This window comes from Saccharothrix longispora (assembly GCF_031455225.1).
GTDB classification, from domain to species: Bacteria; Actinomycetota; Actinomycetes; order Mycobacteriales; family Pseudonocardiaceae; genus Actinosynnema; species Actinosynnema longispora.
The window spans coordinates 6,194,483-6,221,051 of the sequence record NZ_JAVDSG010000001.1 but is presented as its reverse complement, the minus strand read 5'-3'; the positions used below and the strand labels follow the sequence as shown (position 1 = coordinate 6,221,051).

General features: G+C 70.0%; 22 protein-coding genes and 1 tRNA gene. 20 read left to right on the top strand and 3 right to left on the bottom strand.

Going from position 1 to position 26,569, the window contains the following annotated elements:
• Window positions 1–44: 44 nt before the first annotated feature.
• Both J2S66_RS26280 and J2S66_RS26275 read right to left on the bottom strand, forming a co-directional pair.
• Complete coding sequence (locus J2S66_RS26280; RefSeq protein ID WP_310309971.1) at window positions 45–680, bottom strand: MmpS family transport accessory protein; 636 nt, start codon at window positions 678–680, stop codon at window positions 45–47.
• A 152-nt stretch (window positions 681–832) separates the two neighbouring features.
• Entirely contained in the window at window positions 833–2,074 is a 1,242-nt protein-coding gene (locus J2S66_RS26275) for a pyridoxal phosphate-dependent aminotransferase (RefSeq protein ID WP_310309970.1), read from the bottom strand.
• 187 nt (window positions 2,075–2,261) lie between these two features.
• Here J2S66_RS26275 and J2S66_RS26270 point away from each other — a divergent pair.
• The 5 genes from J2S66_RS26270 to rplA all read left to right on the top strand — a co-directional run bounded on the left by J2S66_RS26270 (window position 2,262) and on the right by rplA (window position 4,991).
• Window positions 2,262–2,334, top strand: a tRNA-Trp gene (locus J2S66_RS26270).
• A gap of 31 nt (window positions 2,335–2,365) precedes the next feature.
• Window positions 2,366–2,767: a preprotein translocase subunit SecE gene (secE, locus tag J2S66_RS26265; RefSeq protein ID WP_306743669.1), complete on the top strand. Its 402-nt coding sequence runs from the start codon at window positions 2,366–2,368 to the stop codon at window positions 2,765–2,767.
• 65 nt (window positions 2,768–2,832) lie between these two features.
• Complete coding sequence (nusG, locus tag J2S66_RS26260) at window positions 2,833–3,660, top strand: transcription termination/antitermination protein NusG (RefSeq protein ID WP_310309969.1); 828 nt, start codon at window positions 2,833–2,835, stop codon at window positions 3,658–3,660.
• A gap of 100 nt (window positions 3,661–3,760) precedes the next feature.
• Window positions 3,761–4,195, top strand: coding sequence for a 50S ribosomal protein L11 (rplK, locus tag J2S66_RS26255; RefSeq protein ID WP_310309968.1), 435 nt, complete (start codon window positions 3,761–3,763; stop codon window positions 4,193–4,195).
• Between the two features lie 79 nt (window positions 4,196–4,274).
• Window positions 4,275–4,991 carry a 50S ribosomal protein L1 gene (gene rplA, locus J2S66_RS26250; RefSeq protein ID WP_310309967.1) on the top strand — a complete coding sequence of 239 codons (717 nt, stop codon included), beginning with the start codon at window positions 4,275–4,277 and terminating at the stop codon, window positions 4,989–4,991.
• 72 nt (window positions 4,992–5,063) lie between these two features.
• On the opposite strand, the gene J2S66_RS26245 is transcribed toward rplA, so the two are convergent.
• The gene (locus tag J2S66_RS26245) at window positions 5,064–5,828 is read right to left on the bottom strand and encodes a hypothetical protein (protein WP_310309966.1); all 765 of its coding nucleotides are present in this window, start codon (window positions 5,826–5,828) and stop codon (window positions 5,064–5,066) included.
• Between the two features lie 255 nt (window positions 5,829–6,083).
• Here J2S66_RS26245 and rplJ point away from each other — a divergent pair, with 255 nt between their 5' ends.
• From rplJ to J2S66_RS26170, 15 genes are all read left to right on the top strand, one after another.
• Window positions 6,084–6,641, top strand: a complete 558-nt coding sequence (gene rplJ / locus J2S66_RS26240; RefSeq protein WP_310309965.1) for a 50S ribosomal protein L10 — start codon at window positions 6,084–6,086, stop codon at window positions 6,639–6,641.
• A gap of 66 nt (window positions 6,642–6,707) precedes the next feature.
• Entirely contained in the window at window positions 6,708–7,094 is a 387-nt protein-coding gene (rplL, locus tag J2S66_RS26235) for a 50S ribosomal protein L7/L12 (RefSeq protein WP_306743663.1), read from the top strand.
• 267 nt (window positions 7,095–7,361) lie between these two features.
• The gene (locus J2S66_RS26230) at window positions 7,362–8,429 is read left to right on the top strand and encodes an ABC transporter ATP-binding protein (protein ID WP_310309964.1); all 1,068 of its coding nucleotides are present in this window, start codon (window positions 7,362–7,364) and stop codon (window positions 8,427–8,429) included.
• A gap of 50 nt (window positions 8,430–8,479) precedes the next feature.
• The gene (locus J2S66_RS26225; RefSeq protein WP_306744516.1) at window positions 8,480–9,211 is read left to right on the top strand and encodes an MlaE family ABC transporter permease; all 732 of its coding nucleotides are present in this window, start codon (window positions 8,480–8,482) and stop codon (window positions 9,209–9,211) included.
• A 52-nt stretch (window positions 9,212–9,263) separates the two neighbouring features.
• Entirely contained in the window at window positions 9,264–10,052 is a 789-nt protein-coding gene (locus J2S66_RS26220) for an MlaE family ABC transporter permease (protein WP_306744515.1), read from the top strand.
• Window positions 10,049–11,380, top strand: coding sequence for an MCE family protein (locus tag J2S66_RS26215; RefSeq protein ID WP_310309963.1), 1,332 nt, complete (start codon window positions 10,049–10,051; stop codon window positions 11,378–11,380). The genes J2S66_RS26220 and J2S66_RS26215 overlap by 4 nt, the downstream gene beginning before the upstream one ends.
• Entirely contained in the window at window positions 11,377–12,405 is a 1,029-nt protein-coding gene (locus J2S66_RS26210; protein WP_310309962.1) for an MCE family protein, read from the top strand. Before J2S66_RS26215 ends, J2S66_RS26210 begins: the two co-directional genes overlap by 4 nt.
• Window positions 12,402–13,451, top strand: a complete 1,050-nt coding sequence (locus tag J2S66_RS26205; protein WP_310309961.1) for an MCE family protein — start codon at window positions 12,402–12,404, stop codon at window positions 13,449–13,451. Before J2S66_RS26210 ends, J2S66_RS26205 begins: the two co-directional genes overlap by 4 nt.
• Window positions 13,448–14,617, top strand: a complete 1,170-nt coding sequence (locus tag J2S66_RS26200) for an MCE family protein (protein WP_310309960.1) — start codon at window positions 13,448–13,450, stop codon at window positions 14,615–14,617. Before J2S66_RS26205 ends, J2S66_RS26200 begins: the two co-directional genes overlap by 4 nt.
• Window positions 14,614–15,783 carry an MCE family protein gene (locus tag J2S66_RS26195; protein WP_310309959.1) on the top strand — a complete coding sequence of 390 codons (1,170 nt, stop codon included), beginning with the start codon at window positions 14,614–14,616 and terminating at the stop codon, window positions 15,781–15,783. The genes J2S66_RS26200 and J2S66_RS26195 overlap by 4 nt, the downstream gene beginning before the upstream one ends.
• The gene (locus tag J2S66_RS26190) at window positions 15,780–17,015 is read left to right on the top strand and encodes an MCE family protein (protein ID WP_310309958.1); all 1,236 of its coding nucleotides are present in this window, start codon (window positions 15,780–15,782) and stop codon (window positions 17,013–17,015) included. The genes J2S66_RS26195 and J2S66_RS26190 overlap by 4 nt, the downstream gene beginning before the upstream one ends.
• 12 nt (window positions 17,016–17,027) lie before the next feature.
• Window positions 17,028–17,540, top strand: coding sequence for an Rv1363c family protein (locus J2S66_RS26185; protein WP_310309957.1), 513 nt, complete (start codon window positions 17,028–17,030; stop codon window positions 17,538–17,540).
• A 16-nt stretch (window positions 17,541–17,556) separates the two neighbouring features.
• A complete protein-coding gene (locus J2S66_RS26180) occupies window positions 17,557–18,519 on the top strand; it encodes a hypothetical protein (RefSeq protein ID WP_310309956.1) in 963 nt (320 codons plus the stop codon).
• Window positions 18,520–19,073: 554 nt separating this feature from the next.
• On the top strand, window positions 19,074–22,556 hold the full coding sequence (rpoB, locus tag J2S66_RS26175) for a DNA-directed RNA polymerase subunit beta (protein WP_310309955.1): 3,483 nt from the start codon (window positions 19,074–19,076) through the stop codon (window positions 22,554–22,556).
• Window positions 22,557–22,654: 98 nt separating this feature from the next.
• A complete protein-coding gene (locus J2S66_RS26170) occupies window positions 22,655–26,551 on the top strand; it encodes a DNA-directed RNA polymerase subunit beta' (protein ID WP_310309954.1) in 3,897 nt (1,298 codons plus the stop codon).
• Window positions 26,552–26,569 lie beyond the last annotated feature (18 nt).

The window sequence follows — 26,569 nt, the reverse complement described above, 5'->3', positions numbered from 1 at the left end:
ACCGCCGGTTACAGCCTTCGCCCGGACGGGTTACGCGGAGTGGCTCAGAAGTCGGAGCAGCTGGCGACGGAGAACGTCCCGGTCGCGGTGGCGGTCTTCTTCTCCACGCCGTCCACCGTGATGCGGCACGTGACGGTGCCCCCGTCGGCCCCGGTCATCACGGTCAGCGTGCCGCCGCTGAACAGGCCCTTGACGGTGACCTCCTTGGTCCACGGGAACGTGGTGATGTCCTCGTCGTTGGTGGACGCGCCGCCGTCGCTGTAGGACGAGTACGTGACGCTGGCGCCGGTCCCCTCGCCGGTGACCTCGTAGAGCACCACGGACTGCTTGTCGGCCTCCGCCTTCAGCTCGTCCACCGCCCGGTCCACGTCGGACGCGGCCTTGGTGAACACCGCCGCCCACAGGACGCAGATCACCAGGCCGATCGCGGACAGCGCGATGCCCGCGACGGCGAGGCCCTTGTTGGTCGCCTGGCCGCGGTTGGCCTTGGAGACGCCGACCAGCCCGAGCACGAGGCCGAGGATGACCAGCGGCCACGCGACGATCCCGATCACCGGCAGGAAGCTGAACAGCAGGCCGACGAGGCCGAGCACGAAGCCGGCCGTGCCGAGGCCGTTCTGCGGCGCCGGCGGCGGCATCGGCGGCTGGTGGTGCACCTGCGGCGGCTGGGGGTACGACATGGTGGTCTCCTCGGACGAACTGCCCGCGACAGCGGGTGACGTCCGGGACATCGACGCGAACTCGATCACAGTTACACGCCGTCACCGAAAAGTGTCCAAATGCGCCAATAGGCACCCCGGAAGGGTGCCTATTGTGACGGACAGTCGCTTTTCTACTGGACCTCGGCCAATAGGTCGGCCAGTCGGGTGACGCCGGTCTTGAGGTCCTCGTCGCTCAGGGCGTACGAGAGCCGCAGGTAGCCGGGCGTGCCGAACGCCTCACCGGGCACCACGGCCACCTCGGCGTGCTCCAGGATCAGCGCGGCCAGGTGCACGGAGTCCGTGATCGTCGTCCCGCGCAGCTCCTTGCCGATCAGCGCCTTGACCGACGGGTACGCGTAGAACGCGCCCTTCGGGGTGGGGCACTCGACGCCGGGGATCGCCGACAGCATCTCGACGATCGTGCGCCGCCGGCGGTCGAACGCGGTGCGCATCCCGTGCGCCGCCTCCAGCGACCCGGACACGGCCTCCAGGGCCGCGCGCTGCGAGACGTTCGCCACGTTCGAGGTCAGGTGCGACTGGAGGTTCGTCGCGGCCTTCACGACGTCCTCCGGGCCGATCAGCCAGCCCACCCGCCAGCCGGTCATCGCGTACGTCTTCGCCACGCCGTTGAGCACGATCGTCCGGTCCGCCATCGCGGGCACGACCACCGGCAGCGACACCGACTCGGCGCCGTCGTACACCAGGTGCTCGTAGATCTCATCGGTGATCACCCACACGCCGTGCTCCAGCGCCCACTCGCCGATCGCGACGACCTGCTCGCGCGGGTAGACCGAGCCCGTCGGGTTCGAGGGGGAGCACAGCAGCAGCACCTTGGTCCTCGGGGTGCGCGCCGCCTCCAGCTGCTCGACGGTGACCAGGTAGTCGGTCGTCTCGTCGGCGGTGACCTGCACCGGGACGCCGCCGGCCAGGGTGATCGCCTCGGGGTAGGTGGTCCAGTACGGCGCGGGCAGCAGCACCTCGTCGCCCGGGTCCACGATCGTGGCGAACGCCTGGTAGACGGCCTGCTTGCCGCCGTTGGTGATCAGCACCTGCGAGGCCTTCACCTCGTAGCCGGAATCGCGCAGCGTCTTCGCGGCTACGGCTTCCCGCAGCTCCGGCAGGCCCGCGGCGGGCGTGTAGCGGTGGTTGCGGGGGTCGGCGCACGCGGCCTGGGCGGCGGCGACGACGGCCTCGGGCGTCGGGAAGTCGGGCTCGCCGGCGCCGAAGCCGATCACGGGTCGACCGGCCGCCTTGAGCGCCTTCGCCTTCGCGTCCACCGCGAGGGTGGCGGACTCGGCGATGCCGCCGATCCGCTTGGAGATCCGGGGCGGCTCGGCGGGGGTGGACTCGGTCGTCGTCTCAGGCGTGGCCATGGCCCCAATCGTGGCAGACCGCACAACGCGCCCGAGTGCCGGCACCCCCTCTGACCGGGCCGGTTGGAAAGTAGGGCGATGCGTGCCGTATGCTCTGGAACTCGGAACGCCGAGTCGCTGCCTCACGAGCCACGTGAGGGCGGTGCGGGGCGTCTCCGGCCAGGGGGTTCCGACGGTGGAACCCCAAAGGGGCGTAGCTCAACTGGCAGAGCAGCGGTCTCCAAAACCGCAGGTTGCAGGTTCAAGTCCTGTCGCCCCTGCGTCGAAGCGCGAACGTGAGCGGAGGACGGCATGAGCGAGGGCCGCGAGCAGGACCAGCCGGACGAGCGCGAGAGCGCCTCCCGGCCGGTTACCGCCGCAGCGCGGCGCGAGCGCCGTGGTTCCGCACGGCCGGCGGGCCGCAAGGACGTCGAGGCGAAGAAGTCGGCCGAGGCCGACTCCGACGCCGAGGCGGACAAGAAGGGCCGCCCCACGCGCTCGCGGACGGACTCGGAGAAGCGTCCCAACATCTTCGCCCGGATCGTCCGCTACATCCGTGAGGTGGTCAGCGAGCTGCGGAAGGTCATCTGGCCGACCCGCAAGCAGATGATCACCTACACCGGGGTCGTGCTGGTCTTCGTGGCCTTCATGGTGGCGTTGGTCTTCGGCCTGGATTCGGCCTTCGCCTGGGGCATGTTCCGGCTGTTCGGCTGAGCCGAGCGCCGCGCCGCCCCGGGTGGCGGTGGACATGTGATGCATGAGAGGAAGCGGGACCCACAGTGACGTCCGAGAACGGCGTTGACGCCCAGGAGCACACCGACCTGACCGGCGAGGACCTCGACGGTGGCGTCGAGGCCGGCGAGCAGGACGAGGCGTCGGAGGCCATCGAGGAGTCCGCTTCCGCTGCTGCCGACGAGGACGACGACGCCGAGGCGGAGGCCGACGAGGCGGACGCCGACGAGCCCGGTGAGGCCGCGGCCGTCGTCCCGGACATCGACGCCGAGCCCGCCGACCCGGCCGAGGAGATGCGCGAGGCACTGCGCCGCGCTCCCGGCGACTGGTACGTCGTGCACTCGTACGCGGGCTACGAGAACAAGGTCAAGACCAACCTCGAGACGCGCATCCAGACGCTCGACATGGAGGACTTCATCTTCCAGGTCGAGGTGCCGACCGAGGAAGTCACCGAGATCAAGAACGGCCAGCGCAAGCAGGTGCAGCGCAAGGTGCTGCCCGGCTACATCCTGGTCCGGATGGAGCTCAACGACGCCTCGTGGAGCGCGGTGCGCAACACGCCCGGCGTGACGGGTTTCGTCGGCGCGACGTCGAAGCCGTCGCCGCTGACCATCGACGAGGTGCTGAAGTTCCTGCTGCCCCGGGTCGAGGAGAAGCCCGCCGCGGGCAAGAAGGCCGCGACCCCGACGAAGTCGACCATCGAGGTGGACTTCGAGGTCGGCGAGTCCGTCACCGTCATGGACGGCCCGTTCGCCACGCTGCCCGCCACGATCAGCGAGGTCAACGCGGACGGCCAGAAGCTGAAGGTCCTGGTGTCGATCTTCGGTCGCGAGACTCCGGTCGAGCTGTCGTTCAGCCAGGTCTCCAAGATCTAGCCAGGACACCAAGAGCTCCCGGTCCCCCTGCGAAAGGGGTGCCGGCAGCCACGCTGCGGCTGGCAGGGCCGGGCGCGGACACCGCAATAAAGGAACTGAGATGCCTCCCAAGAAGAAGAAGCTCGCAGCTGTCATCAAGCTGCAGATCAAGGCCGGGGCCGCGAACCCGGCGCCGCCGGTCGGCCCCGCGCTGGGTCAGCACGGCGTCAACATCATGGAGTTCTGCAAGCAGTACAACGCCGCGACCGAGTCGCAGCGGGGCACTGTCGTGCCGGTCGAGATCTCCGTGTACGAGGACCGCTCGTTCGAGTTCAAGCTCAAGACCCCGCCGGCCGCGAAGCTGATCCTCAAGGCCGCCGGTGTCGAGAAGGGCTCGGGCGAACCGCACCGCCTCAAGGTCGCCAAGGTGACCATGGACCAGGTCCGCGAGATCGCGCAGACCAAGATGGTCGACCTGAACGCGAACGACGTCGACCAGGCCGCGAAGATCATCGCCGGCACCGCCCGCTCCATGGGCATCACGGTCGAAGGCTGACCACCCCCGTACTTCGCAGTCCGTGGGAGAGCCACGCGCTGGCTCGTCACCACTACTGATCCACTTAAGGAACAGACGCATGAAGCGCAGCAAGGCGTACAAGAACGCCGCCGAGCTGGTGGACCGGGAGCGGCTGTACTCGCCGCTGGAGGCCACCAAGCTCGCCAAGGAGACGTCCAAGGTCAAGCTGGACGCGACCGTCGAGGTCGCCATCCGGCTCGGCGTCGACCCCCGCAAGGCCGACCAGATGGTCCGCGGCACCGTGAACCTGCCGCACGGTACGGGCAAGACCGCCCGCGTGATCGTCTTCGCCACCGGTGACAAGGCCGCCGAGGCCGAGGCCGCCGGTGCCGACGCGGTCGGCTCCGAGGACCTGATCGAGCGCATCCAGGGCGGCTGGCTCGACTTCGACGCCGCGATCGCCACCCCCGACCAGATGGCCAAGGTCGGTCGCATCGCCCGCATCCTCGGCCCGCGCGGCCTGATGCCGAACCCGAAGACCGGCACCGTGACGCCCGACGTCACCAAGGCCGTCGTCGACATCAAGGGCGGCAAGATCAACTTCCGCGTCGACAAGCAGGCCAACCTGCACCTCGTCATCGGCAAGGTGTCGTTCGAGCCGGAGAAGCTGGTCGAGAACTACGCCGCCGCGCTGGACGAGATCCTGCGCGCGAAGCCGTCCGCCGCGAAGGGCCGGTACCTGAAGAAGGTCACCGTCTCGACGACGATGGGCCCCGGCATCCCGGTCGACCCGAACCGGACCCGGAACCTGCTGTCCGACGAGGCGACCGCCTGACCTCGTTCGACCGCTGTGCGGAGCGCCCCCCGGCCTGGTGCCGGGGGGCGCTCCCGCGTTCGGGGGAACCGTTCAGGGACAGGCGGGTTCGGGCGCGTAACCGGTGATCGCCCAGCTCGAACTCGGCTGCCTGGTGAGCGTGAACCTGCCCAGCTTGGGGCCGCTGCGCACGGTGAGCGCGCAGGAGCTGACCTCGACCGAGCCCGACGCGGGCGCGGTGCGCATGTCGGCGGGGAAGCCGAGCTGGCGGTAGGTGCTCACGTCCGTCACCTGCTCCTTCAGCTTGCCCACCGCGGCCTCGCAGTCCGGTGCGCCGAACGCCTCCGCGAACGCCTTCTCCGGTTCGTCGGTCTTGAAGTACGAGCACGCCTGGCCGCCGTCCCCGGTGCCGACGTGCTTGTAGAACAGGGCGATCGTGCCGTTGTTGCCGTACGGGGTCTGGGGCGCGGTGACGTTGTTCTCCACGCCGCCGCTGTCCACCGCCACGTCACCGGGGTCGTCGCCGCCGAAGTACCGCTCGTAGAAGTACGAGAGCACCAGCAGGACGACGACCAGGTAGACCAGCCGCCGGACGAGCTTGCTGCGCAGCAGGGTCTTCCACAGCGGGGTGCGCGGCGGCGCCGGGGGCGGGGCCGCCGGGGGGTGCGGGTACGGGTGGGGCTGCTGGAGGTGCGGGGGCGGGGACTGGCCCGGGGGGAGGGCCGGCGGTCCGGCGGCGCCCTGGGCCTGCTGGAAGCGCTGGAACTCCTGGAACCTCTGGAACTCCTGGAACTGCCTCAGCTGTTCCGGGTCGAGGTCCGGTGGCGGTGGCGGGTTCCTGGGCGGCTCGTCGGTCACGCGTCACATCATGCCGATTTGGAAGCCGACTGCCACCTGCCGTACGCTGGGCAACGGTTCACCGAAGACCGCTGGTCATCCGGAGCACGTCACGTGACCCGGAACGAAGGTCCCGCACGACGGGCGACCCGCGCAGGAGAACGAGGAAGTAGCAGGCCGTTCCGGTCTGTCACGCCCCGTGCTGCTGCGCAGGGGCGTTTTTTGTTGCGCGGAGCCCTCTCCCGGCGGTCACCAAAGCCCAGAGAGGAGGCGATCATGGCGAAGCCCAGCAAGGTTTCGGCCGTCGCCGAGCTGTCGGACAAGTTCCGCGGTAGCTCGGCCGCCGTCGTCACCGAGTACCGTGGCCTCTCCATGGCGCAGCTCACCACGCTGCGTCGCGCTCTCGGCGCGGGCACCACGTACACCGTTGCGAAGAACACGCTGGTCAAGCGTGCCGCTGAGGACGCCGGCGTCGAGGGCCTCGAAGCCCTGCTCGTCGGCCCGACCGCCATCGCCTTCGTCGAAGGCGAGCCGGTCGACGCGGCGAAGGCCCTGCGTGACTTCGCGAAGGACAACAAGGCCCTGGTCATCAAGGGCGGCTACATGGATGGCCGCCCGCTCTCGGTCGACGAGGTCACCGCCATCGCGGACCTCGAAAGCCGTGAGGTGCTGCTCGCCAAGCTGGCGGGCGCGATGAAGGGCAACCTGGCCAAGGCCGCGGGTCTGTTCAACGCCCCGGCTTCGCAGGTCGCCCGCCTGGCTGCTGCCCTGGTGGAGAAGAAGTCCGCGGAGGCGCCCGCCGCCGCCGAGGACGACGCTCCCGCCGAAAGCTGATCACAACACCCGCACACTCCGCGTCCCGGCCGCAGTTCGGGCGTTGAAAGAGAAAGGACCGCCACCATGGCGAAGCTCAGCACCGACGAGCTGCTCGACGCGTTCAAGGAGATGACCCTCCTGGAGCTGTCTTCCTTCGTGAAGCAGTTCGAGGAGACCTTCGAGGTCACCGCCGCCGCCCCGGTCGCCGTCGCCGCCGCCGGCCCGGCCGCCGCCGCCGCCCCCGCCGAGGAGGAGAAGGACGAGTTCACCGTCGTCCTCGAGGGCGCGGGCGACAAGAAGATCCAGGTCATCAAGGTCGTCCGCGAGGTCGTCTCGGGCCTGGGCCTGAAGGAGGCCAAGGAGCTGGTCGAGTCCGCTCCGAAGCCGATCCTGGAGAACGTGGCGAAGGACGTCGCCGACGCCGCCAAGGACAAGCTCGAGGCCGCCGGCGCCAAGATCTCGCTCAAGTGATCTAGCGCTCCAGGCACCGTCGAGGGCGGGCACCCACACCGGGTGCCCGCCCTCGTGCTGTTCAGCGCCGCCGTGCGACGGCCGAAGCGGACTGGAAAAAGTTGCCTACTCGTGGGTAGGGTTCTGGTCGGTGGCGGACGTCACCCCGTTACCCAGTTGAGATGGCGTTGGGCCAACTGGCGAGTAACCACGGCGGGACGTCCTCGTTGCACCGGTATGACACCGGCCGGCCGGTGTCGGCTCCGGTGCCGTTGACCAGGAGGTGCGATGGGCGTCGAGGTGGTCGTCGAGGGCCTGACGAAGTCCTTCGGCAAGCAGACCATCTGGCGGGACGTCACGTTGACCCTCCCTCCCGGTGAGGTCAGCGTGATGCTCGGACCGTCGGGCACCGGCAAGTCCGTCTTCCTGAAGTCGCTGGTCGGGCTGCTCAAGCCGGAGCGCGGGAAGATCGTCATCAACGGCACGGACCTGGTCCGCTGCTCCGAGCACAAGCTGTACGAGATCAGGAAGCTGTTCGGCGTCCTGTTCCAGGACGGCGCGCTGTTCGGCTCGATGAACCTCTTCGACAACGTGGCCTTCCCGCTGCGCGAGCACACCCGCAAGACCGAGGCCGAGGTCCGGCGGATCGTGCTGGAGAAGATGGAGATGGTCGGCCTCGTCGGCGCGGAGAAGAAGCTCCCCGGCGAGATCTCCGGCGGTATGCGCAAGCGCGCGGGCCTGGCGCGGGCGCTGGTGCTGGACCCCGAGATCATCCTGTGCGACGAGCCGGACTCCGGTCTGGACCCGGTGCGCACGGCGTACCTGAGCCAGCTGCTGATCGACCTGAACTCGCAGATCGACGCGACCATCCTGATCGTCACGCACAACATCACGGTCGCGCGCACGGTGCCCGACAACCTGGGCATGCTGTTCCGCCGCGAGCTGGTCATGTTCGGCCCCCGCGAGGTGCTGCTCACCAGCGACGAGCCGGTCGTGGAGCAGTTCCTCAACGGCCGGCGGCTCGGCCCGATCGGCATGTCCGAGGAGAAGGACCAGGCCACCATGGCCGCCGAGCTCGCCCACAAGGAGGCGGGCCACTCGGACGGCTCGCCGGACGAGGACGTGCGCGGCGTCGTGCCGCAGCTCGAACCGACGCCCGGCCTGCCGCCGCGCGGCGCGGTCCGCCGCCGCAAGGACCGGGTGATGAGCATCCTGCACACCCTGTCGCCGGACGCCCGGAAGGGCATCATCGCGAGCCTCACGCCCGACGAGCAGCGCCACTACCGGCTGCCGGCGGACGCCGCCACCACCCCGGCGGGTCCCACCCCGTGGCCGCGGCGCGGGGGCGTGCTGTGAGCACGTCGGCGACGTTCCCCGGCGCCGGCGCCCTGCGCGAGACCGGCCGGATGTTCGCGCTCGGCATCGACGTCGTGCGCAACACGTTCCGCCGCCCCTTCCAGCTGCGGGAGTTCATCCAGCAGTGCTGGTTCGTGGTGAGCGTGACCGTGCTGCCCACGGCACTGGTGTCGATCCCGTTCGGCGCGGTCATCGCGCTCCAGATCGGCAGCCTGACCCGGCAGATCGGCGCCCAGTCGTTCACCGGCGCGGCGAGCGTGCTGGCGATCATCCAGCAGGCCAGCCCGATCGTGACGGCCCTGCTCATCGCGGGCGCGGGCGGCAGCGCCATCTGCGCCGACCTCGGCAGCCGCAAGATCCGCGAGGAGATCGACGCGATGGAGGTGCTGGGCGTCTCGCCGATCCAGCGCCTGGTGGTGCCCCGCGTGCTGGCCACGATGCTGGTGGCCGTGCTGCTCAACGGCATGGTCAGCGTCGTCGGCGTGATGGGCGGCTACTTCTTCAACGTGATCCTCCAGGACGGCACGCCCGGCGCGTACCTGGCGAGCTTCAGCGCCCTGGCGCAGCTGCCGGACCTGTGGATCTCCGAGATCAAGGCGCTGATCTTCGGGTTCATCGCGGGCATCGTGGCCGCCTACCGCGGGCTGAACCCCGCCGGCGGGCCGAAGGGCGTGGGCGACGCGGTCAACCAGGCCGTCGTCATCACGTTCCTGCTGCTGTTCTTCGTGAACTTCGTCCTCACCACGATCTACCTCCAGGTCGTCCCGGCGAAGGGGAGCTGAGGTGGCCACGATCGGCAACCGGGTCCGCAAGGCGGCGAACGCGCCGCTGTCGATGCTCGACACCTTCGGCGACCAGCTGTGGTTCTACCTGCGCGCGCTGGCGTGGACGCCGCGCACGCTGACCCGCTACCTGCGGGAGACGCTGCGGCTGCTGGCCGAGGTGAGCTTCGGCTCCGGCGCGCTCGCGGTCATCGGCGGCACGATCGGCGTGATGGTCGGCCTGTCGGTGTTCACCGGCACGGTCGTGGGCCTCCAGGGCTTCACCGCGCTCAACCAGATCGGCACGTCGGCGTTCGCGGGTTTCGTGTCGGCCTACTTCAACACCCGCGAGATCGCGCCGCTGGTGGCCGGGCTCGCCCTGAGCGCGACGGTGGGCTCCGGCTTCACCGCCCAGCTCGGCGCGATGCGGATCTCGGAGGAGATCGACGCGCTGGAGGTCATGGGCATCCCCAGCATGCCGTACCTGGTCACCACGCGGATCATCGCGGGCTTCGTCGCGATCATCCCGCTGTACGTGATCGGCCTGCTCACCAGCTACCTGGCGGCGCGGTTCATCACCGTCCAGTTCTACGGGCAGTCGGCGGGCACCTACGACCACTACTTCACCCTGTTCCTACCGCCGGTGGACGTGCTCTGGTCGTTCGGCAAGGTGCTGGTCTTCTCCGTCGTGATCATCCTGACGCACTGCTACTACGGCTACCGGGCGTCCGGCGGGCCGGCGGGCGTGGGCATCGCGGTCGGCCGCGCGGTGCGCACCGCGATCGTCACGACCAGCCTGCTGGACTTCTTCCTCAGCATGGCGATCTGGGGCACGACGACGACGGTGAGGATCGCCGGATGACGCTCAAGCGGCGACTGCTCGGCGTCGTGTTCCTGGCCGTGATCGCGCTGTTCCTCACGTTCACGGTGGCGCTCTACAACGACGCGTTCACCGAGGTCGTGAAGGTGACGCTGAAGACCGACCGGGTCGGCAACCAGCTGCTGGTCGACTCGGACGTGAAGGTCCGCGGCATGGTCGTCGGCCACGTCGACGGCATCCGCACCGCGGGCGACGGCGCCGAGCTGGACCTGGCGCTCGACCCCGGGCAGGTCCGGCACATCCCGGCGAACGTCTCGGCCCGCCTGCTGCCGAAGACCCTGTTCGGCGAGCGGTACGTGAACCTGGTGCTGCCCGAGCGCGGGGAACGGCCGCTGGGCGACGGCGACGTCATCGCGCAGGACCGCTCCAGCGGCGCGGTGGAGCTGGAGGAGGTGCTCGACGACCTGATGCCGGTGCTCCAGGCGGTGCAGCCGGAGAAGCTGGCCACCACGCTGACCGCCGTGTCGCAGGCGCTGGAGAACCGGGGCAGGCCGCTCGGCGAGACCATGGTGCAGCTCGACGCGTACCTCGGTGAGCTGAACCCGGAGCTGCCGAAGCTCAAGGAGGGCATCAGCAGGCTCGCGGACGTGTCGAACACCTACGCCGACGCCGCGCCCGACCTGGTGCGGGCCCTGTCCGACGCCACGGTCACCAGCCGCACGCTGGTCGACCAGCGCGACGACCTGCTGACCCTGTACGGCGCGCTGACCACCACCTCGGTCGACGTGAACAGCTTCCTCGCGGTGAACAGGAACAACCTCATCCAGCTCGCGGACGTGTCGCGGCCGACGCTGGAGCTGCTGGCGAAGTACGCGCCCGAGTACCCGTGCCTGCTCAAGGGCCTGACCGAGTTCAAGCCGATCATGGACCAGGTGTTCGGCAAGGGCACGGACGAGCCGGGGCTGCACATCACGCTGGAGGTCACCGCGAACCGCGGCAAGTACGAGCCGGGCAAGGACGAGCCGGAGTACGCCGACAAGCGCGGTCCCCGCTGCTACGACATCGTGCCGCGGCCCGACCCGTTCCCGCAGTACCCGCCGGAGGGGCCGGTGGAGGACGGGTCCACGTCGCCGCCGCCCGCGCGCTCGGCCACCGACGGCGTGCTGCCGCCGAACACCGGCACGATCCGCGAGGACGGCACGGTCGTGTCGTCGTCGTACGGCGCGCCGGTGCTGGCCAACTCGCCCGCCGAGCAGGACTTCCTGGCCGCGCTGCTCGCGCCGGAGGTGGGCCTGGCGCAGGACGAGATGCCGAGCTTCACGGCGCTGCTGCTGGGCCCCCTGTACCGGGGAGCGGAGGTGACGGCATGAGGTCCCTCGCCGCACCGCTGGTGAAGCTGGGCGTCTTCGCCGCGGTCACGATCCTGGCGACGGCGCTGCTCGCGGTGACCATCTCCAACGCGAACTTCGCCGGCGGCAACGAGTACACGGCCCGGTTCACCGACGTCACCGCGCTCAACGAGGGCGACGACGTGCGCATCGCGGGCGTCCGGGTCGGCCAGGTCGAGGACATCCGCCTGGTGGACCGCAGGCTCGCCGAGGTCGAGTTCACCCTGGAGGGCGACCGCACGCTGCCCGTCTCGGTGACCGCGACGATCAAGTACCGCAACCTCGTCGGCCAGCGGTACGTCGCGCTGGAGCACGGCGTGGGCGACGCCGCCGCGCTCCGGCCCGGCGGCGTCATCCCGCTGGAGCGCACCAAGCCCGCGCTGGACCTGACGGTGCTGTTCAACGGCTTCAAGCCGCTGTTCCAGGCGCTGGACCCGGAGGACGTCAACCAGCTGTCGAGCGAGATCGTCCAGGTCCTCCAGGGCGAGGGCGGCACGATCGACAGCCTGCTGCGGCACACCGCCTCGCTGACGTCCACGCTGGCGGGCCGCGACCAGGTGATCGGTGAGGTCATCACCAACCTCAACGCGGTGCTCGACACCGTCAACTCGCGCACGGAGCAGGTGTCGACGCTGGTGACGACGTTGCAGGAGCTGACGACCGGCCTCGCGGGGGACCGGCAGCCGATCGGCGAGGCGATCAGCGCCCTCGGCGACCTGACGAACACCACGGCGGGCCTGCTGGAGGAGGCGCGGCAGCCGCTCAAGGACGACATCGCGAACCTCGGTCTGGTGTCGCAGACGCTCGCGGACAACGAGGCCGTCGTGGAGGGCGTCATCCAGCGCCTGCCCGGGAAGGTCGAGGCGATGTCGCGGACCGCGTCCTACGGCTCCTGGTTCAACTTCTTCCTCTGCGAGGGCACCGGGCGGGTGGCCGTGCCGCCGATCATCGACGACCCCGTCCCGATCACGGCGCTGCCGGTGACCCAGGCGAGGTGTCGCCCGTGAAGCACAGCCCCTCACCGCGCCGGGAGCGCGACCCGGTCACCGTCGGCGTGGTCTCGCTGACCGTCATCGCGCTGCTGCTGCTCGCCGCGTTCCACTCCGACGACCTGCCGGTCATCGGCGGCGGCACCACGTACTCGGCGGAGTTCAGCGAGGCCGCGGGCCTCGTGCCGTCGAACGAGGTGCGCGTCGCGGGCGTGAAGGTCGGCAAGGTGACCGACGTCGAGCTGGCCGGGGACCGGGTCCTGGTGTCGTTCAAGGTCAAGGACGCCTGGGTGGGCGACCGCAGCACCGCGACGATCCGGATCAAGACGCTGCTCGGCCAGAAGTACCTGGCCCTGGACCCGCAGGGGTCGCAGCCGCTGGACCCGGGCGACCCGATCCCGCGCGAGCGCACCCTGTCGCCGTACGACGTGCAGGAGGCGTTCAACGGCCTCGCGACCACGGTCGGCCAGATCGACACCCGGCAGCTCGCGGACAGCTTCCAGGTGCTCTCGGAGACCTTCCAGGGCTCGGCGGAGAGCGTCCGCGGCGCCCTGGACGGGCTGTCCGCGCTGTCGAGGACGATCTCCTCGCGCGACGAGCAGTTGGCCACGTTGCTGGCCAACACCGACGAGATCACCAGAACGCTGTCCGACCGCAACGAGCAGTTCGAGAAGCTCCTCGCTGACGGCAACCTGCTGCTGGCGGAGCTGGCCAAGCGGCGGGACGCGATCACCGCGCTGCTCGACGGCACCCGCGAGCTGTCCCGGGAGCTGTCCGGGCTGGTGGACGACAACCAGGCCCAGCTGCGGCCCGCGCTGGAGCAGCTGGACCGGGTGGCGACGATGCTCCAGCGCAACCAGGACGCGCTGAACCGGAGCCTCGCGCTGATGGGGCCGTTCTACCGGGTGTTCGCGAACACCCTGGGCAACGGCCGCTGGTTCGACGTCTACATCTGCGGCCTGCTGCCGCCGTCGGTGAACCTCGGCGTGGTCGGCTTCAACGAGGAGGGCTGCCTCCCGCCCGGTGTGCAGCGCTCGGCCCCGGCCCAGGGAGGGAACCGATGACCACCACCAGGGCCGGCCGCGGCCTCACCCGCGCCGTCGCGCTGGCGTGCGTGTTCGCGCTCGTCGTCGCCGCGGCCGTGTGGTGGGTGTTCGCGGGTGCCGACAGCCACCGCGTGACCGCCGTGTTCGGCTCGGCCGTGGGCGTGTACCCCGGCTCGGACGTGCGCGTGCTCGGCGTGCGGATCGGCTCGATCGAGGAGGTCGAACCGCGGGGCGCGACGGTGGAGGTCACGATGTCCATCGACCGCACCGTGGAGGTGCCCGCCGACGCGCAGGCCGTCGTGGTCGCGCCGAGCGTGGTCAGCGACCGGTACGTGCAGCTGGCCCCCGCCTACACCGGCGGAGAGCGGCTGGCCGACGGCGCGACCATCCCGCGCGAGCGCACCGCCACCCCCGTCGAGCTGGACGAGCTGTACGCGAGCCTGGACAGGCTGACCACCGCCCTCGGGCCGAACGGCGCCAACCGGGACGGCGCGCTGTCCGACCTGCTGGACTCCGCGGCCGACACCCTGGAGGGCAACGGGCAGGCGCTCGGCGACACCATCCAGCAGCTCGGTGACGCCACCCGCACCCTGTCCGGCTCCCGGGACGACCTGTTCGCCACCGTGGACCAGCTCCAGAAGTTCACCGGGATGCTCGCCGCGAACGACAGCCAGGTCCGCGACCTCAACCGGCAGCTCGCCGACGTCGCCGGGTTCCTCGCCGACGAGCGGGAGGACCTCGGGGGCGCGCTGAACGAGCTGGCCACCGCGCTCGGCCGGGTGCAGGGCTTCATCCAGGACAACCGGGCGGCGCTCAAGTCCAACGTCGACAAGCTCGCGGGGATCACGCAGGTGCTGGTCGACCAGCGGGCCTCGCTCGCGGAGACCCTGGACGTGGCGCCGCTGGCCCTCGGCAACCTCCAGAACGCCTACAACGCGGCGTCCGGCACGCTCGACACCCGCGCCGACATCAACGAGCTGAGCCAGCCGCCGATCGTGCTGGTGTGCAAGCTGATCCAGGGCGTCGAACCGGGCCGGGTGCCCGGCGCGCTCTCGCAGGCGTGCCGGCAGCTCGAACCGATCCTGTCCGGTGCGGTGCCGCTGAACGACCCCGGCCAGATCGTCTCCGACCTCACCCAGGGCAAGGTGCCGCTGCCCCTGCCGCTCGCGGGGGTGCCGCGGTGAAGGCGCTCACGGGGATCGCGGCCGCCGTGTCCGGCGCGCTGCTGCTGGCCGGTTGCGGTTCGGGCGGCTTCGACGGCGTCTACAACATGCCGCTGCCCGGCGGCGCCGACGTCGGCGACCGGCCCTATCGGGTGAAGGTCGAGTTCCAGGACGTGCTCGACCTCGTGCCGCAGGCGGGCGTGAAGGTCGACGACGTGCCGGTCGGCCGGGTCGACGCCATCGGCCTTGCCCCCGACGGCTGGACCGCCGAGGTGACCGTGCTGGTCAACGGGGACGTGCGGCTGCCCGGCAACGCGGTCGCCAGGCTGCGCCAGTCCGCCCTGCTCGGCGAGAAGTACGTCGAGCTGGCCGGTCCCGCCGAGGGCGCGGAGGAGGGCTCGCTGGACGACGGCGCGGTCATCCCCCTCGACCGGACCAACCGCAACCCCGAGGTCGAAGAGGTCTTCGGCGCGCTGTCCATGCTGCTCAACGGCGGCGGCATCGCCCAGCTCCAGGACATCTCCCGCGAGCTGAACGCGGCCCTGGAGGGCAACGAGCCGGAGGTCAAGTCGCTGCTGGCGAACCTGGACACGCTGGTCGGCGAGCTGGACGCGCACAAGGGCGAGATCACCCGGGCGCTGGACGGCCTCAACCGGCTCGGCGGCACGCTGAGCGCCCAGCGCGACCGGATCGGCGGCGTCCTGGAGGAGCTGGAGCCGGGCCTGAGGGTGCTCGCGGACCAGCGCACCCAGCTCGTGACGCTGCTCCAGTCGCTCGACACCCTGTCCGACGTCGCCGTGGACACCGTGAACAGGTCCAAGGACGACGTCGTGGCCGACCTCAAGGCGCTCGCGCCGACGCTGCGGAAGCTCGTCGAGGCGGGCACCAACCTGCCGAACGGGTTCGAGCTGCTGCTCACCTACCCGTTCCCGGACTCGGCGCTCGACGGCATCAGGGGCGACTACACCAACCTGTACGCCGACATCGACCTGGACCTGGGCACGATCGTCGAGAACCTGGGCCGGTCCCGGCAGTCGCCGCTGCCGTCGACGCCGTCGCTGCCCGGCATCACCGGCACCGCGCCGTCGCTGCCGCTCCCGCTGCCGAACCTGCCGCTGCCCGGCGTGTCCGGGCGGTCCGGGTTGGGCGACCTGCTCGGTGGACTGCTCGGAGGTGGGCGCGGGTGATCCCCCGGAGGACCAAGCTCCAGATCGGCGCGTTCGTGCTGATCGCGCTCGTCGGCGTCAGCTACGTCGGCGCCCGCTACGCCGGGCTCGGCCGGCTGGTCGGGTCGTCGGGCTACGTGGTGACGGTGCAGCTCGCCGACTCCGGCGGCGTGTTCACCAACGCCGAGGTCACCTACCGCGGCGTCGCCGTCGGCCGGGTCGGCCAGATGCGGCTGACCGGCGACGGGCTGGACGTGGACCTGGGCATCGACCCGGACGCGCCGCGCATCCCCGCCGACCTGGAGGCCGTGGTCGCCAACCGGTCCGCGGTCGGCGAGCAGTACGTCGACCTGCGCCCGCGCGGCGAGGACGGCCCCTACCTGGAAGCGGGCGCGGTCATCCCGAGGTCGGCGACGAGGACGCCGCCGCCCGTCGACGAGCTGCTGACCAACCTCGACGCGTTCGCGAAGTCCGTGCCCGCCGACTCGCTGAAGACCGTGGTCGACGAACTGGACCTCGCGTTCGACGGCACCGGGCCCGACCTCCAGGTGCTGCTGGACAACACCCGCCTGTTCACGAAGGCCGCGACGGAGAACCTGCCGCAGACCAGGGCGCTGCTCGACAGCGGGCTCGTGGTGCTGAACACGCAGGCCGGGCAGGGCAGCGCGATCAGGTCGTTCTCGTCGGACCTGCGGGCGCTCGCCGAGCAGCTGAAGGACTCCGACGGCGACCTCCGGCGGCTCATCGGGGTGTCCCCGCAGGCCGCCGAGCAGGTGTCGGCGCTGCTCGCGGAGAGCGGGCCGAACCTCGGCGTGGTGCTGGCCAACCTGCTGACCACCGGGAACATCCTGGTCACGCGGCTCGACGGGCTGGAGCAGATCGCCGTCACCTACCCGATCGTGGTGGGCGGCGGCTTCTCCGTCGCCAAGGGCGACGGCACCGGCGCGCACTTCGGCCTGGCGCTCAACGTGTTCGACCCGCCTCCGTGCACGGTGGGCTACGAGGGCACGCGCATCCGCCAGGGCACCGACACCACGCCGGCCCCGCTGAACACGCAGGCGTACTGCGCGCTCGCCCGGGGCAGCGCGACCGCCGTGCGCGGCGCGCAGAACGCCCCCTACGGTGGCACCCCGACCACGCCCACCGGCAACGAGACGTCGCAGCCCGGCCTGGAGCCCCCGGCGGGCCAGGGCGAGGCGGTCGAGCCGCCCCTGCTGACCAGCCTGGGCCAGCTGCTCGGGCTGCCGGGCTGAGGAGAGGACGCAATGGCTGTTCGACGGTGGTTCCTGCCGGTCGCCGCGGTGCTCGCCGTGCTGGCCGCGGGGTACGCGGTGTGGGCGGGCGTGTCCTGGTGGAGCGCCTCGTCCAGCGAGTCCGTGGCGTTCTCCCGCGAGCGCGAGGAGGTGCTGCGGGTCGGCCAGGTCGGCATCGCGAACTTCACCACGCTCGACTACAAGAAGGTGGACGCCGACCTCGACCGGTGGCTCGACTCGTCCACCGGCGACCTGCGGTCGGAGATCGAGAGCGGGCGGGACACCCGGAAGAAGCAGATCGAGGACGCCCGGACGGTCACGGTGAGCCGGGTGCTCGACGCGGCCGTGACCGAGCTGGACCCGCGGGCGGGGAAGGCCCACCTCATCGCCGTGGTGGAGACCACGGTCACCCCGGAGGGCGGCCAGTCGGTGAAGAAGGTCAACCGGTACCAGACCGACCTGGCCCGCACCGACGCCGGTTGGAAGCTCAGCGCGCTCGGGCCCGTCGCGGCCGGCGGCGCGTGATCGCGAGGAGATGACAGTGCCCCCGTCCCGCCGCCGTCCCGTCCCGTCCACCCCGACCGGTGGCCGTCCCCGAGTGGCCGGCCTGCGCAAGCGCCCCGAGCACGTCGGGCAGCGGGCGGACGACACCGCCAGGACCGACGCCGCCGTCACCGACGCCGCCGTCACCGAGGGCAACGCCGTCGACGACACCGCCGCCGATCTCGCGCCCGGTCAGCCGGCCGACGGCACCGACGACCACCCGGCCGAGGCGTCCACGCGGGTCCTGGGCCTGATCGAGCCCGGGGACGGCGCGGACGAGGACGGCACCGGCGGGGGACCTCCCGAGCCCGCGCCGCGCCCCCGCCCGACCGGCCGCCGCAAGCGCGCCGGTGACGCCGTGGCCGCGAGCGTGCTCGACGACGTGCCCGGCGCGGGGGAGACCGGGCGCGGGACCGGTGACCGGTCCCGCCGCGACGGGCTCCTGCTGCCGGTCTCGCTGGTGGTGCTGGCCGCGCTGCTGGTCGGGCTCGGCGTGCTGTTCCAGGTGCGGGCCGGGGAGGTGCGCTACGACCGCGCCCTGGTCGACAGCGCGGGGACCGCCGAGGTCGCCGGTCAGACGCGCGAGGCGGTCGAGAAGGCGTTCTCCTACAACTTCGCCGACGTCGCCGCGACCGAGGACGCCGCCAACGAGCTGCTGGTCGGCAAGGCCAAGTGCCAGTACAACGCGATCTTCGGCCCGGTCCGCGCGCTCGCGCCGGAGCAGAAGCTGGTGGTCACCGTGAAGGCGGTCTCCAGCGGCGTGACCTCGCTGTCCGGGGACCGCGCCACCGTGCTGCTGTTCGTGGACCAGGTGACCACCCGCACGACCGACAACCAGAGCGGCGGCGGCATCGCGATGATGCGGGTCGGCGCGCAGCGGGTCGACGGCCGGTGGAAGGTCGACAACATGGAGATGTTCGGCCAGAGCGGGGACCAGGCGGCCGAGACCGCCCAGTGCTGACCCGCCGCCCGGTGCTGACCAGCCGCCCACACCCCGCGTCACCCCCGGGCGGCCCTCTCCCGCGCCTTCGCCGCCCCCTCCTTACCCCCGGCGGGGCGTCCCCAACCCCGAACACGTCCACCGAGGACCGCGAACCCCATCCGAACACTTCGCACAACGTGAGCTGCATCACTATTTTGCGGCGGTGACCGAACGGAATCGCCACGGCTCCCCGATGTCCCCGCAAGCGCCGCCAACGGATCACGTTGCCCACGTCGGTGTATTTTCCCAGGTCAGCGCGATAACACGCGGTTATCGCAGCTTGCGCCAGTGGGGTGATCGCCGCGTGGCATCTTGACTGCGAGCGTCAGCGGGGTCACTCTGTCGGTGAGCACGAGAAAGGTCCTTCCACGTGCCTCTCGACAGTTGGCGTGCGCGTAGCTAGACTGCTCCTTTGCGCTGCCCTCTTTCCGTTTGCCCTTCGCCGAGAGCTGGATTGCCGGGCATCGCCGCACCCTTGACAGCCGTGCTAGTTCCGCTGACTAGCCAGCTACCTGTCCCTGGAAGGACGCATCTTGGCGATCTCTCGCGCGACCAAGGCCACTGCTGCGACCAACTCCACGTCGGGGATTCCCGGAGCGCCGAAGCGAGTCTCTTTCGCGAAGATCCACGAACCGCTTCAGACGCCCAACCTGCTCGACCTGCAGATTCAGTCGTTCGAATGGCTCACCGGCGACGAGGCGTGGTTCCAGCGCCGCGTGGACGCGGGTGACGAGGCCCCCACGGGCGGCCTCGAGGAGGTCTTGAACGAGATCTCCCCGATCGAGGACTTCTCCGGCTCGATGTCGCTCTCCTTCTCCGACCCGCGCTTCGACGAGGTCAAGGCCTCGACCGAGGAGTGCAAGGACAAGGACATGACGTACGCCGCCCCGTTGTTCGTCACGGCGGAGTTCACCAACCACACCACCGGCGAGATCAAGAGCCAGACGGTGTTCATGGGTGACTTCCCGATGATGACGGACAAGGGCACGTTCATCATCAACGGCACCGAGCGGGTCGTGGTCTCCCAGCTCGTCCGCTCGCCGGGTGTCTACTACGACACCGCGATCGACAAGACGACCGACAAGGACGTCTTCAGCGTCAAGATCATCCCGTCCCGGGGTGCCTGGCTGGAGTTCGACGTCGACAAGCGCGACACCGTCGGCGTGCGCATCGACCGCAAGCGCCGCCAGCCGGTCACCGTGCTGCTGAAGGCCCTGGGTTGGTCGACCGAGCAGATCCGCGAGCGCTTCTCGTTCTCCGAGACGCTGCTGACGACGCTGGAGAAGGACCACACCGCGGGCACCGACGAGGCGTTGCTCGACATCTACCGCAAGCTGCGCCCGGGCGAGCCGCCGACGAAGGAGTCCGCGCAGGCCCTGCTGGAGAACCTGTTCTTCAAGGACAAGCGCTACGACCTGGCGAAGGTCGGCCGGTACAAGATCAACAAGAAGCTGGGCCTGGACAGCCCGATCTCCACGGGCGTGCTGACCGAGGACGACATCGTCACGACGATCGAGTACCTGGTCCGCCTGCACGCCGGTGAGACGAACATGAAGCCCGGCGAGACCGAGGTGCCCGTCGAGGTCGACGACATCGACCACTTCGGCAACCGCCGCCTGCGCACCGTCGGCGAGCTGATCCAGAACCAGATCCGGGTCGGCCTCTCCCGCATGGAGCGCGTCGTGCGCGAGCGCATGACGACCCAGGACGTCGAGGCGATCACGCCGCAGACCCTGATCAACATCCGCCCCGTCGTGGCGGCGATCAAGGAGTTCTTCGGCACCTCCCAGCTGTCGCAGTTCATGGACCAGACGAACCCCCTCGCGGGCCTGACCCACAAGCGCCGCCTCTCGGCGCTGGGCCCCGGCGGTCTGTCCCGTGAGCGGGCCGGCATGGAGGTCCGCGACGTCCACCCGTCGCACTACGGCCGCATGTGCCCGATCGAGACGCCGGAAGGCCCGAACATCGGCCTGATCGGCTCGCTGTCCTCCTACGGGCGGGTCAACCCGTTCGGCTTCATCGAGACGCCGTACCGCAAGGTCGTCGACGGTCGGGTCACCGACCAGGTCGACTACCTGACGGCCGACGAGGAGGACCGGTACGTCAAGGCGCAGGCGAACGCCAAGATCGACGAGGAGGGCAACTTCCTCGAGGAGAAGGTGCTCGTCCGCAAGAAGGGCGGCGAGGTCGAGATGATCGACCCGTCCGACGTGGACTACATGGACGTCTCGCCGCGCCAGATGGTGTCGGCCGCGACCGCCATGATCCCCTTCCTGGAGCACGACGACGCCAACCGCGCCCTGATGGGCGCGAACATGCAGCGCCAGGCGGTGCCGCTGCTGCGCAGCGAGTCCCCGCTGGTCGGCACCGGCATGGAGCTGCGCGCCGCGGTCGACGCCGGTGACGTCGTGGTGGCCAAGAAGACCGGTGTGGTCGAGGAGATCTCCGCCGACTACGTCACGGTCATGGCCGACGACGGCTCGCGGCAGACCTACGGCCTGCACAAGTTCCGCCGCTCGAACCAGGGCACCTGCATCAACCAGAAGCCCATCGTGAACGAGGGCGACCGGGTGCAGCACGGCCAGGTGCTGGCCGACGGCCCGTGCACCGAGAACGGCGAGATGGCGCTGGGCAAGAACCTGCTCGTCGCGATCATGCCGTGGGAGGGCCACAACTACGAGGACGCGATCATCCTGTCGCAGCGCCTCGTGCAGGACGACGTCCTGACCTCGATCCACATCGAGGAGCACGAGATCGACGCGCGGGACACCAAGCTGGGCGCCGAGGAGATCACCCGGGACATCCCGAACGTCTCCGAGGAGGTCCTGGCCGACCTCGACGAGCGCGGCATCATCCGCATCGGCGCCGAGGTCCAGCCCGGCGACATCCTGGTCGGCAAGGTCACGCCCAAGGGCGAGACCGAGCTGACCCCGGAGGAGCGCCTGCTCCGCGCGATCTTCGGCGAGAAGGCGCGCGAGGTGCGCGACACGTCGCTGAAGGTGCCGCACGGCGAGTACGGCAAGGTCATCGGCATCCGCGTGTTCAGCCGCGAGGACGACGACGAGCTGCCCCCCGGCGTGAACGAGCTGGTCCGCGTCTACGTCGCCCAGAAGCGCAAGATCCAGGACGGCGACAAGCTCGCCGGCCGCCACGGCAACAAGGGCGTCATCGGCAAGATCCTCCCCGTCGAGGACATGCCGTTCCTGGAGGACGGCACGCCGGTCGACATCGTGCTGAACACGCACGGCGTCCCGCGTCGTATGAACATCGGCCAGGTGCTGGAGACCCACCTCGGGTGGATCGCCAAGCAGGGCTGGAGCATCAACGGCGACCCGGACTGGGCGAAGAACCTGCCGGCGGAGCTGTACGACGTCGAGCCGGGCACGAAGACCGCCACGCCGGTCTTCGACGGCGCTCGCGAGGACGAGATCACGGGCCTGCTGGGCTCGACGATCCCGAACCGCGACGGCGAGCGGATGGTCAAGGAGAACGGCAAGGCGGTGCTCCTCGACGGGCGCAGCGGCGAGCCGTACCCCTTCCCGGTGTCAGTCGGCTACATGTACATCCTGAAGCTGCTGCACCTGGTGGACGACAAGATCCACGCCCGCTCGACCGGCCCGTACTCGATGATCACGCAGCAGCCGCTGGGTGGTAAGGCGCAGTTCGGTGGTCAGCGCTTCGGTGAGATGGAGTGCTGGGCGATGCAGGCGTACGGCGCCGCCTACACCCTGCAGGAGCTGCTCACCATCAAGTCCGACGACGTGCTCGGCCGCGTGAAGGTCTACGAGGCCATCGTCAAGGGCGAGAACATCCCGGAACCGGGTATCCCGGAGTCCTTCAAGGTGCTGCTCAAGGAGCTGCAGTCGCTGTGCCTCAACGTCGAGGTGCTGTCCTCGGACGGCGCCGCGATCGAGATGCGCGACGGCGACGACGAAGACCTGGAGCGCGCGGCCGCGAACCTCGGCATCAACCTGTCGCGGTCCGAGTCGCCGTCCGTGGACGACGTCGTCAACTAGTACCTCGCCGGTCACCGCGGGACGCCTACCGCGTCCCGCGGTGACCGCACCGCCAGCTCCCGAGCAGCACCGAAACAAAAAAGGGGAAGAGAGTAGACGTGCTCGACGTCAACTTCTTCGATGAGCTCCGCATCGGTCTCGCGACCGCGGACGACATCCGCCAGTGGTCCTACGGCGAGGTCAAGAAGCCCGAGACCATCAACTACCGCACGCTCAAGCCGGAGAAGGACGGCTTGTTCTGCGAGAAGATCTTCGGTCCCACCCGGGACTGGGAGTGCTACTGCGGCAAGTACAAGCGCGTCCGCTTCAAGGGCATCATCTGCGAGCGCTGCGGCGTCGAGGTGACCCGCGCCAAGGTGCGCCGCGAGCGGATGGGCCACATCGAACTGGCCGCCCCCGTCACGCACATCTGGTACTTCAAGGGCGTCCCCAGCCGGTTGGGCTACCTGCTCGACCTGGCCCCCAAGGACCTTGAGAAGATCATCTACTTCGCGGCCTACGTCATCGTGGGCGTGAACGCCGACCTGCGCCACAACGACCTGCCGACGCTCGAGAACGAGATGCAGGTCGAGCGCAAGCGCGTCGAGAACCGCCGCGACGCGGACGTCGAGGCCCGCGCGCAGAAGCTGGAAGCCGACCTGGCCGAGCTGGAGGCGGAGGGCGCCAAGTCCGACGTGCGCCGCAAGGTCAAGGAGGGCGGCGAGCGCGAGATGCGCCAGCTCCGCGACCGCGCCCAGCGCGAGCTGGACCGGCTCGACGAGATCTGGTCCACCTTCACCAAGCTCGAGCGCGCCCAGCTGATCGCGGACGAGCTGCTCTACCGCGAGCTGTACGACCGCTACGGCGACTACTTCACCGGCGCCATGGGCGCCGAGGCCATCCAGAGGCTCCTGGGTGACTACGACGTGGACGCCGAGGCCGACGTCCTGCGGGAGACCATCCGCAGCGGCAAGGGCCAGAAGAAGCTGCGCGCCCTCAAGCGACTCAAGGTCGTGGCCGCCTTCCAGGCGACCCGCAACAACCCGCAGGGCATGGTCCTGGACTGCGTCCCGGTCATCCCGCCGGACCTGCGCCCGATGGTGCAGCTCGACGGTGGCCGCTTCGCGACCTCGGACCTGAACGACCTGTACCGCCGCGTCATCAACCGGAACAACCGCCTCAAGCGGCTGATCGACCTCGGCGCGCCCGAGATCATCGTCAACAACGAGAAGCGGATGCTCCAGGAGGCCGTCGACGCGCTGTTCGACAACGGCCGCCGCGGCCGGCCGGTGACGGGTCCGGGCAACCGCCCGCTCAAGTCGCTGTCCGACCTGCTCAAGGGCAAGCAGGGCCGGTTCCGCCAGAACCTGCTCGGCAAGCGCGTCGACTACTCCGGCCGTTCGGTCATCGTGGTCGGCCCGCAGCTGAAGCTGCACCAGTGCGGCCTGCCCAAGCAGATGGCGCTGGAGCTGTTCAAGCCGTTCGTGATGAAGCGGCTGGTCGACCTCAACCACGCGCAGAACATCAAGTCCGCCAAGCGGATGGTGGAGCGCGCGCGCCCCGCGGTGTGGGACGTGCTCGAAGAGGTCATCACCGAGCACCCCGTGCTGCTGAACCGCGCGCCCACGCTGCACCGGCTGGGCATCCAGGCGTTCGAGCCGCAGCTGGTCGAGGGCAAGGCCATCCAGCTGCACCCGCTCGTCTGCGAGGCGTTCAACGCCGACTTCGACGGTGACCAGATGGCGGTCCACCTGCCGCTGTCCGCCGAGGCGCAGGCCGAGGCGCGCGTGCTGATGCTGTCCTCGAACAACATCCTCTCGCCCGCGTCCGGCAAGCCGCTGGCCATGCCGCGACTGGACATGGTGACGGGTCTGTACCACCTGACCCGGCACAAGGAGGGCGACATCGGCGAGGGCCAGGCGTACTCCTCGCCGGCCGAGGCGCTGATGGCGTTCGACCGCAAGGCCCTGGGCCTGCAGGCGATGGCCAAGATCCGGATCACGGACAAGAACCCGCCGAAGGGCCAGGAGCCGGAGGGCTGGGAGCCCGGTCAGCCGTGGCTGGCCGTGACCACCCTCGGTCGCGTGCTGTTCAACGAGGTCCTGCCCCAGGACTACGCGTTCATCAACGAGGTCATGCCGAAGAAGCGGCAGGCCACGATCATCAACGACCTGGCCGAGCGGTACCCGATGGTCACCGTCGCCCGGACGCTGGACAAGCTGAAGGACGCCGGTTTCTACTGGGCCACCCGGTCCGGCGTGACCGTCGCGATCTCCGACGTGCTCGTCCCGGAGGCCAAGCAGGGCATCCTCGACGAGTACGAGAAGCTCGCGGACGCGGTCGAGAAGCGCTACCAGCGCGGTCAGCTCTCCCACACGGAGCGCAACAACGAGCTGGTCAAGGTGTGGACCAAGGCCACCGAAGAGGTCGCCGAGGTCATGGAGGCCAACTTCCCCGAGGACAACTCGATCCGCATGATCGTGGCGTCCGGGGCGGCGGGCAACATGACCCAGGTCCGCTCCCTGGCGGGCATGCGCGGTCTGGTGACCAACCCGAAGGGCGAGTACATCCCGCGGCCGATCAAGAACTCGTTCCGCGAGGGCCTGTCGGTGCTGGAGTACTTCATCGCCACGCACGGCGCCCGCAAGGGCCTCGCCGACACCGCGCTGCGCACCGCGGACTCGGGTTACCTGACCCGTCGTCTGGTGGACGTGTCGCAGGACGTCATCATCCGCGAGGTCGACTGCGGCACCTCCCGCGGCGTGAACATGACCGTGGGCGAGCGGCAGGGCGACAAGGTCGTGCTGGCCGAGTTCGCGCAGACCTCGGTCTACGCCCGGACCAGCTCCGAGGACATCACGGACAAGGACGGCAACCTCGTCCTGAACCGCGGTGCCGACCTGGGCGACCCGGCGCTGGCCACGCTGATCGAGGCGGGTGTGACCCGCGTCAAGGTCCGCTCGGTGCTGACCTGCGAGTCCGCGGTCGGCGTGTGCGCGTCCTGCTACGGCCGCTCGATGGCCACCGGCCAGCTGGTCGACGTCGGCGAGGCCGTCGGCATCGTCGCCGCCCAGTCGATCGGTGAGCCCGGCACGCAGCTGACGATGCGCACCTTCCACCAGGGTGGTGTCGCCGGTGACGACATCACGACGGGTCTGCCCCGCGTGCAGGAGCTCTTCGAGGCCCGTGTGCCGAAGGGCAAGGCGCCCATCGCGGACGTCGACGGCCGGGTGCGGATCGAGGACGGCGACCGGTTCTGGAAGATCACCCTCATCCCGGACGACGGGTCGGAGGAGATCCTCTTCGAGAAGCTGTCCAAGCGGCAGCGGCTCGCGAACACGGCCACCGGCCCGCTCCAGGACGGCGACCACGTGGGTGTCGGCCAGCAGCTGCTGGAGGGCACGCCCGACCCGCACGAGGTGCTGCGCGTCATGGGGCCGCGCGAGGCCCAGCTGCACCTGGTGCAGGAGGTCCAGAAGGTCTACCGCGCCCAGGGCGTGGCGATCCACGACAAGCACATCGAGGTCATCGTCCGGCAGATGCTGCGCCGGGTGACGATCATCGACTCGGGCGCCACCGAGTTCCTGCCGGGCTCGCTGGTCGAGCGCGCGGAGTTCGAGTCGGGCAACCGGGCCGTCGTGGCCGAGGGCGGCGAGCCCGCCGCCGGTCGCCCGGTCCTGATGGGCATCACGAAGGCGTCGCTCGCGACCGACTCGTGGCTGTCCGCGGCCTCCTTCCAGGAGACGACGCGAGTCCTGACCGACGCCGCCATCAACGGCCGGTCGGACAAGCTCATCGGCCTGAAGGAGAACGTGATCATCGGCAAGCTGATCCCGGCCGGCACCGGCATCAACCGGTACCGGAACATCCAGGTCCAGCCGACCGAGGAGGCGCGTGCGGCGGCGTACGCGATCCCGAGCTACGACGACGGCTACTACACGCCGGACGTCTTCGGCACGGGGACCGGTGCCGCGGTTCCGCTGGACGACTACGACTTCGGCCGCGACTACCGCTGAAGCCCGTAGCTAGCTGAA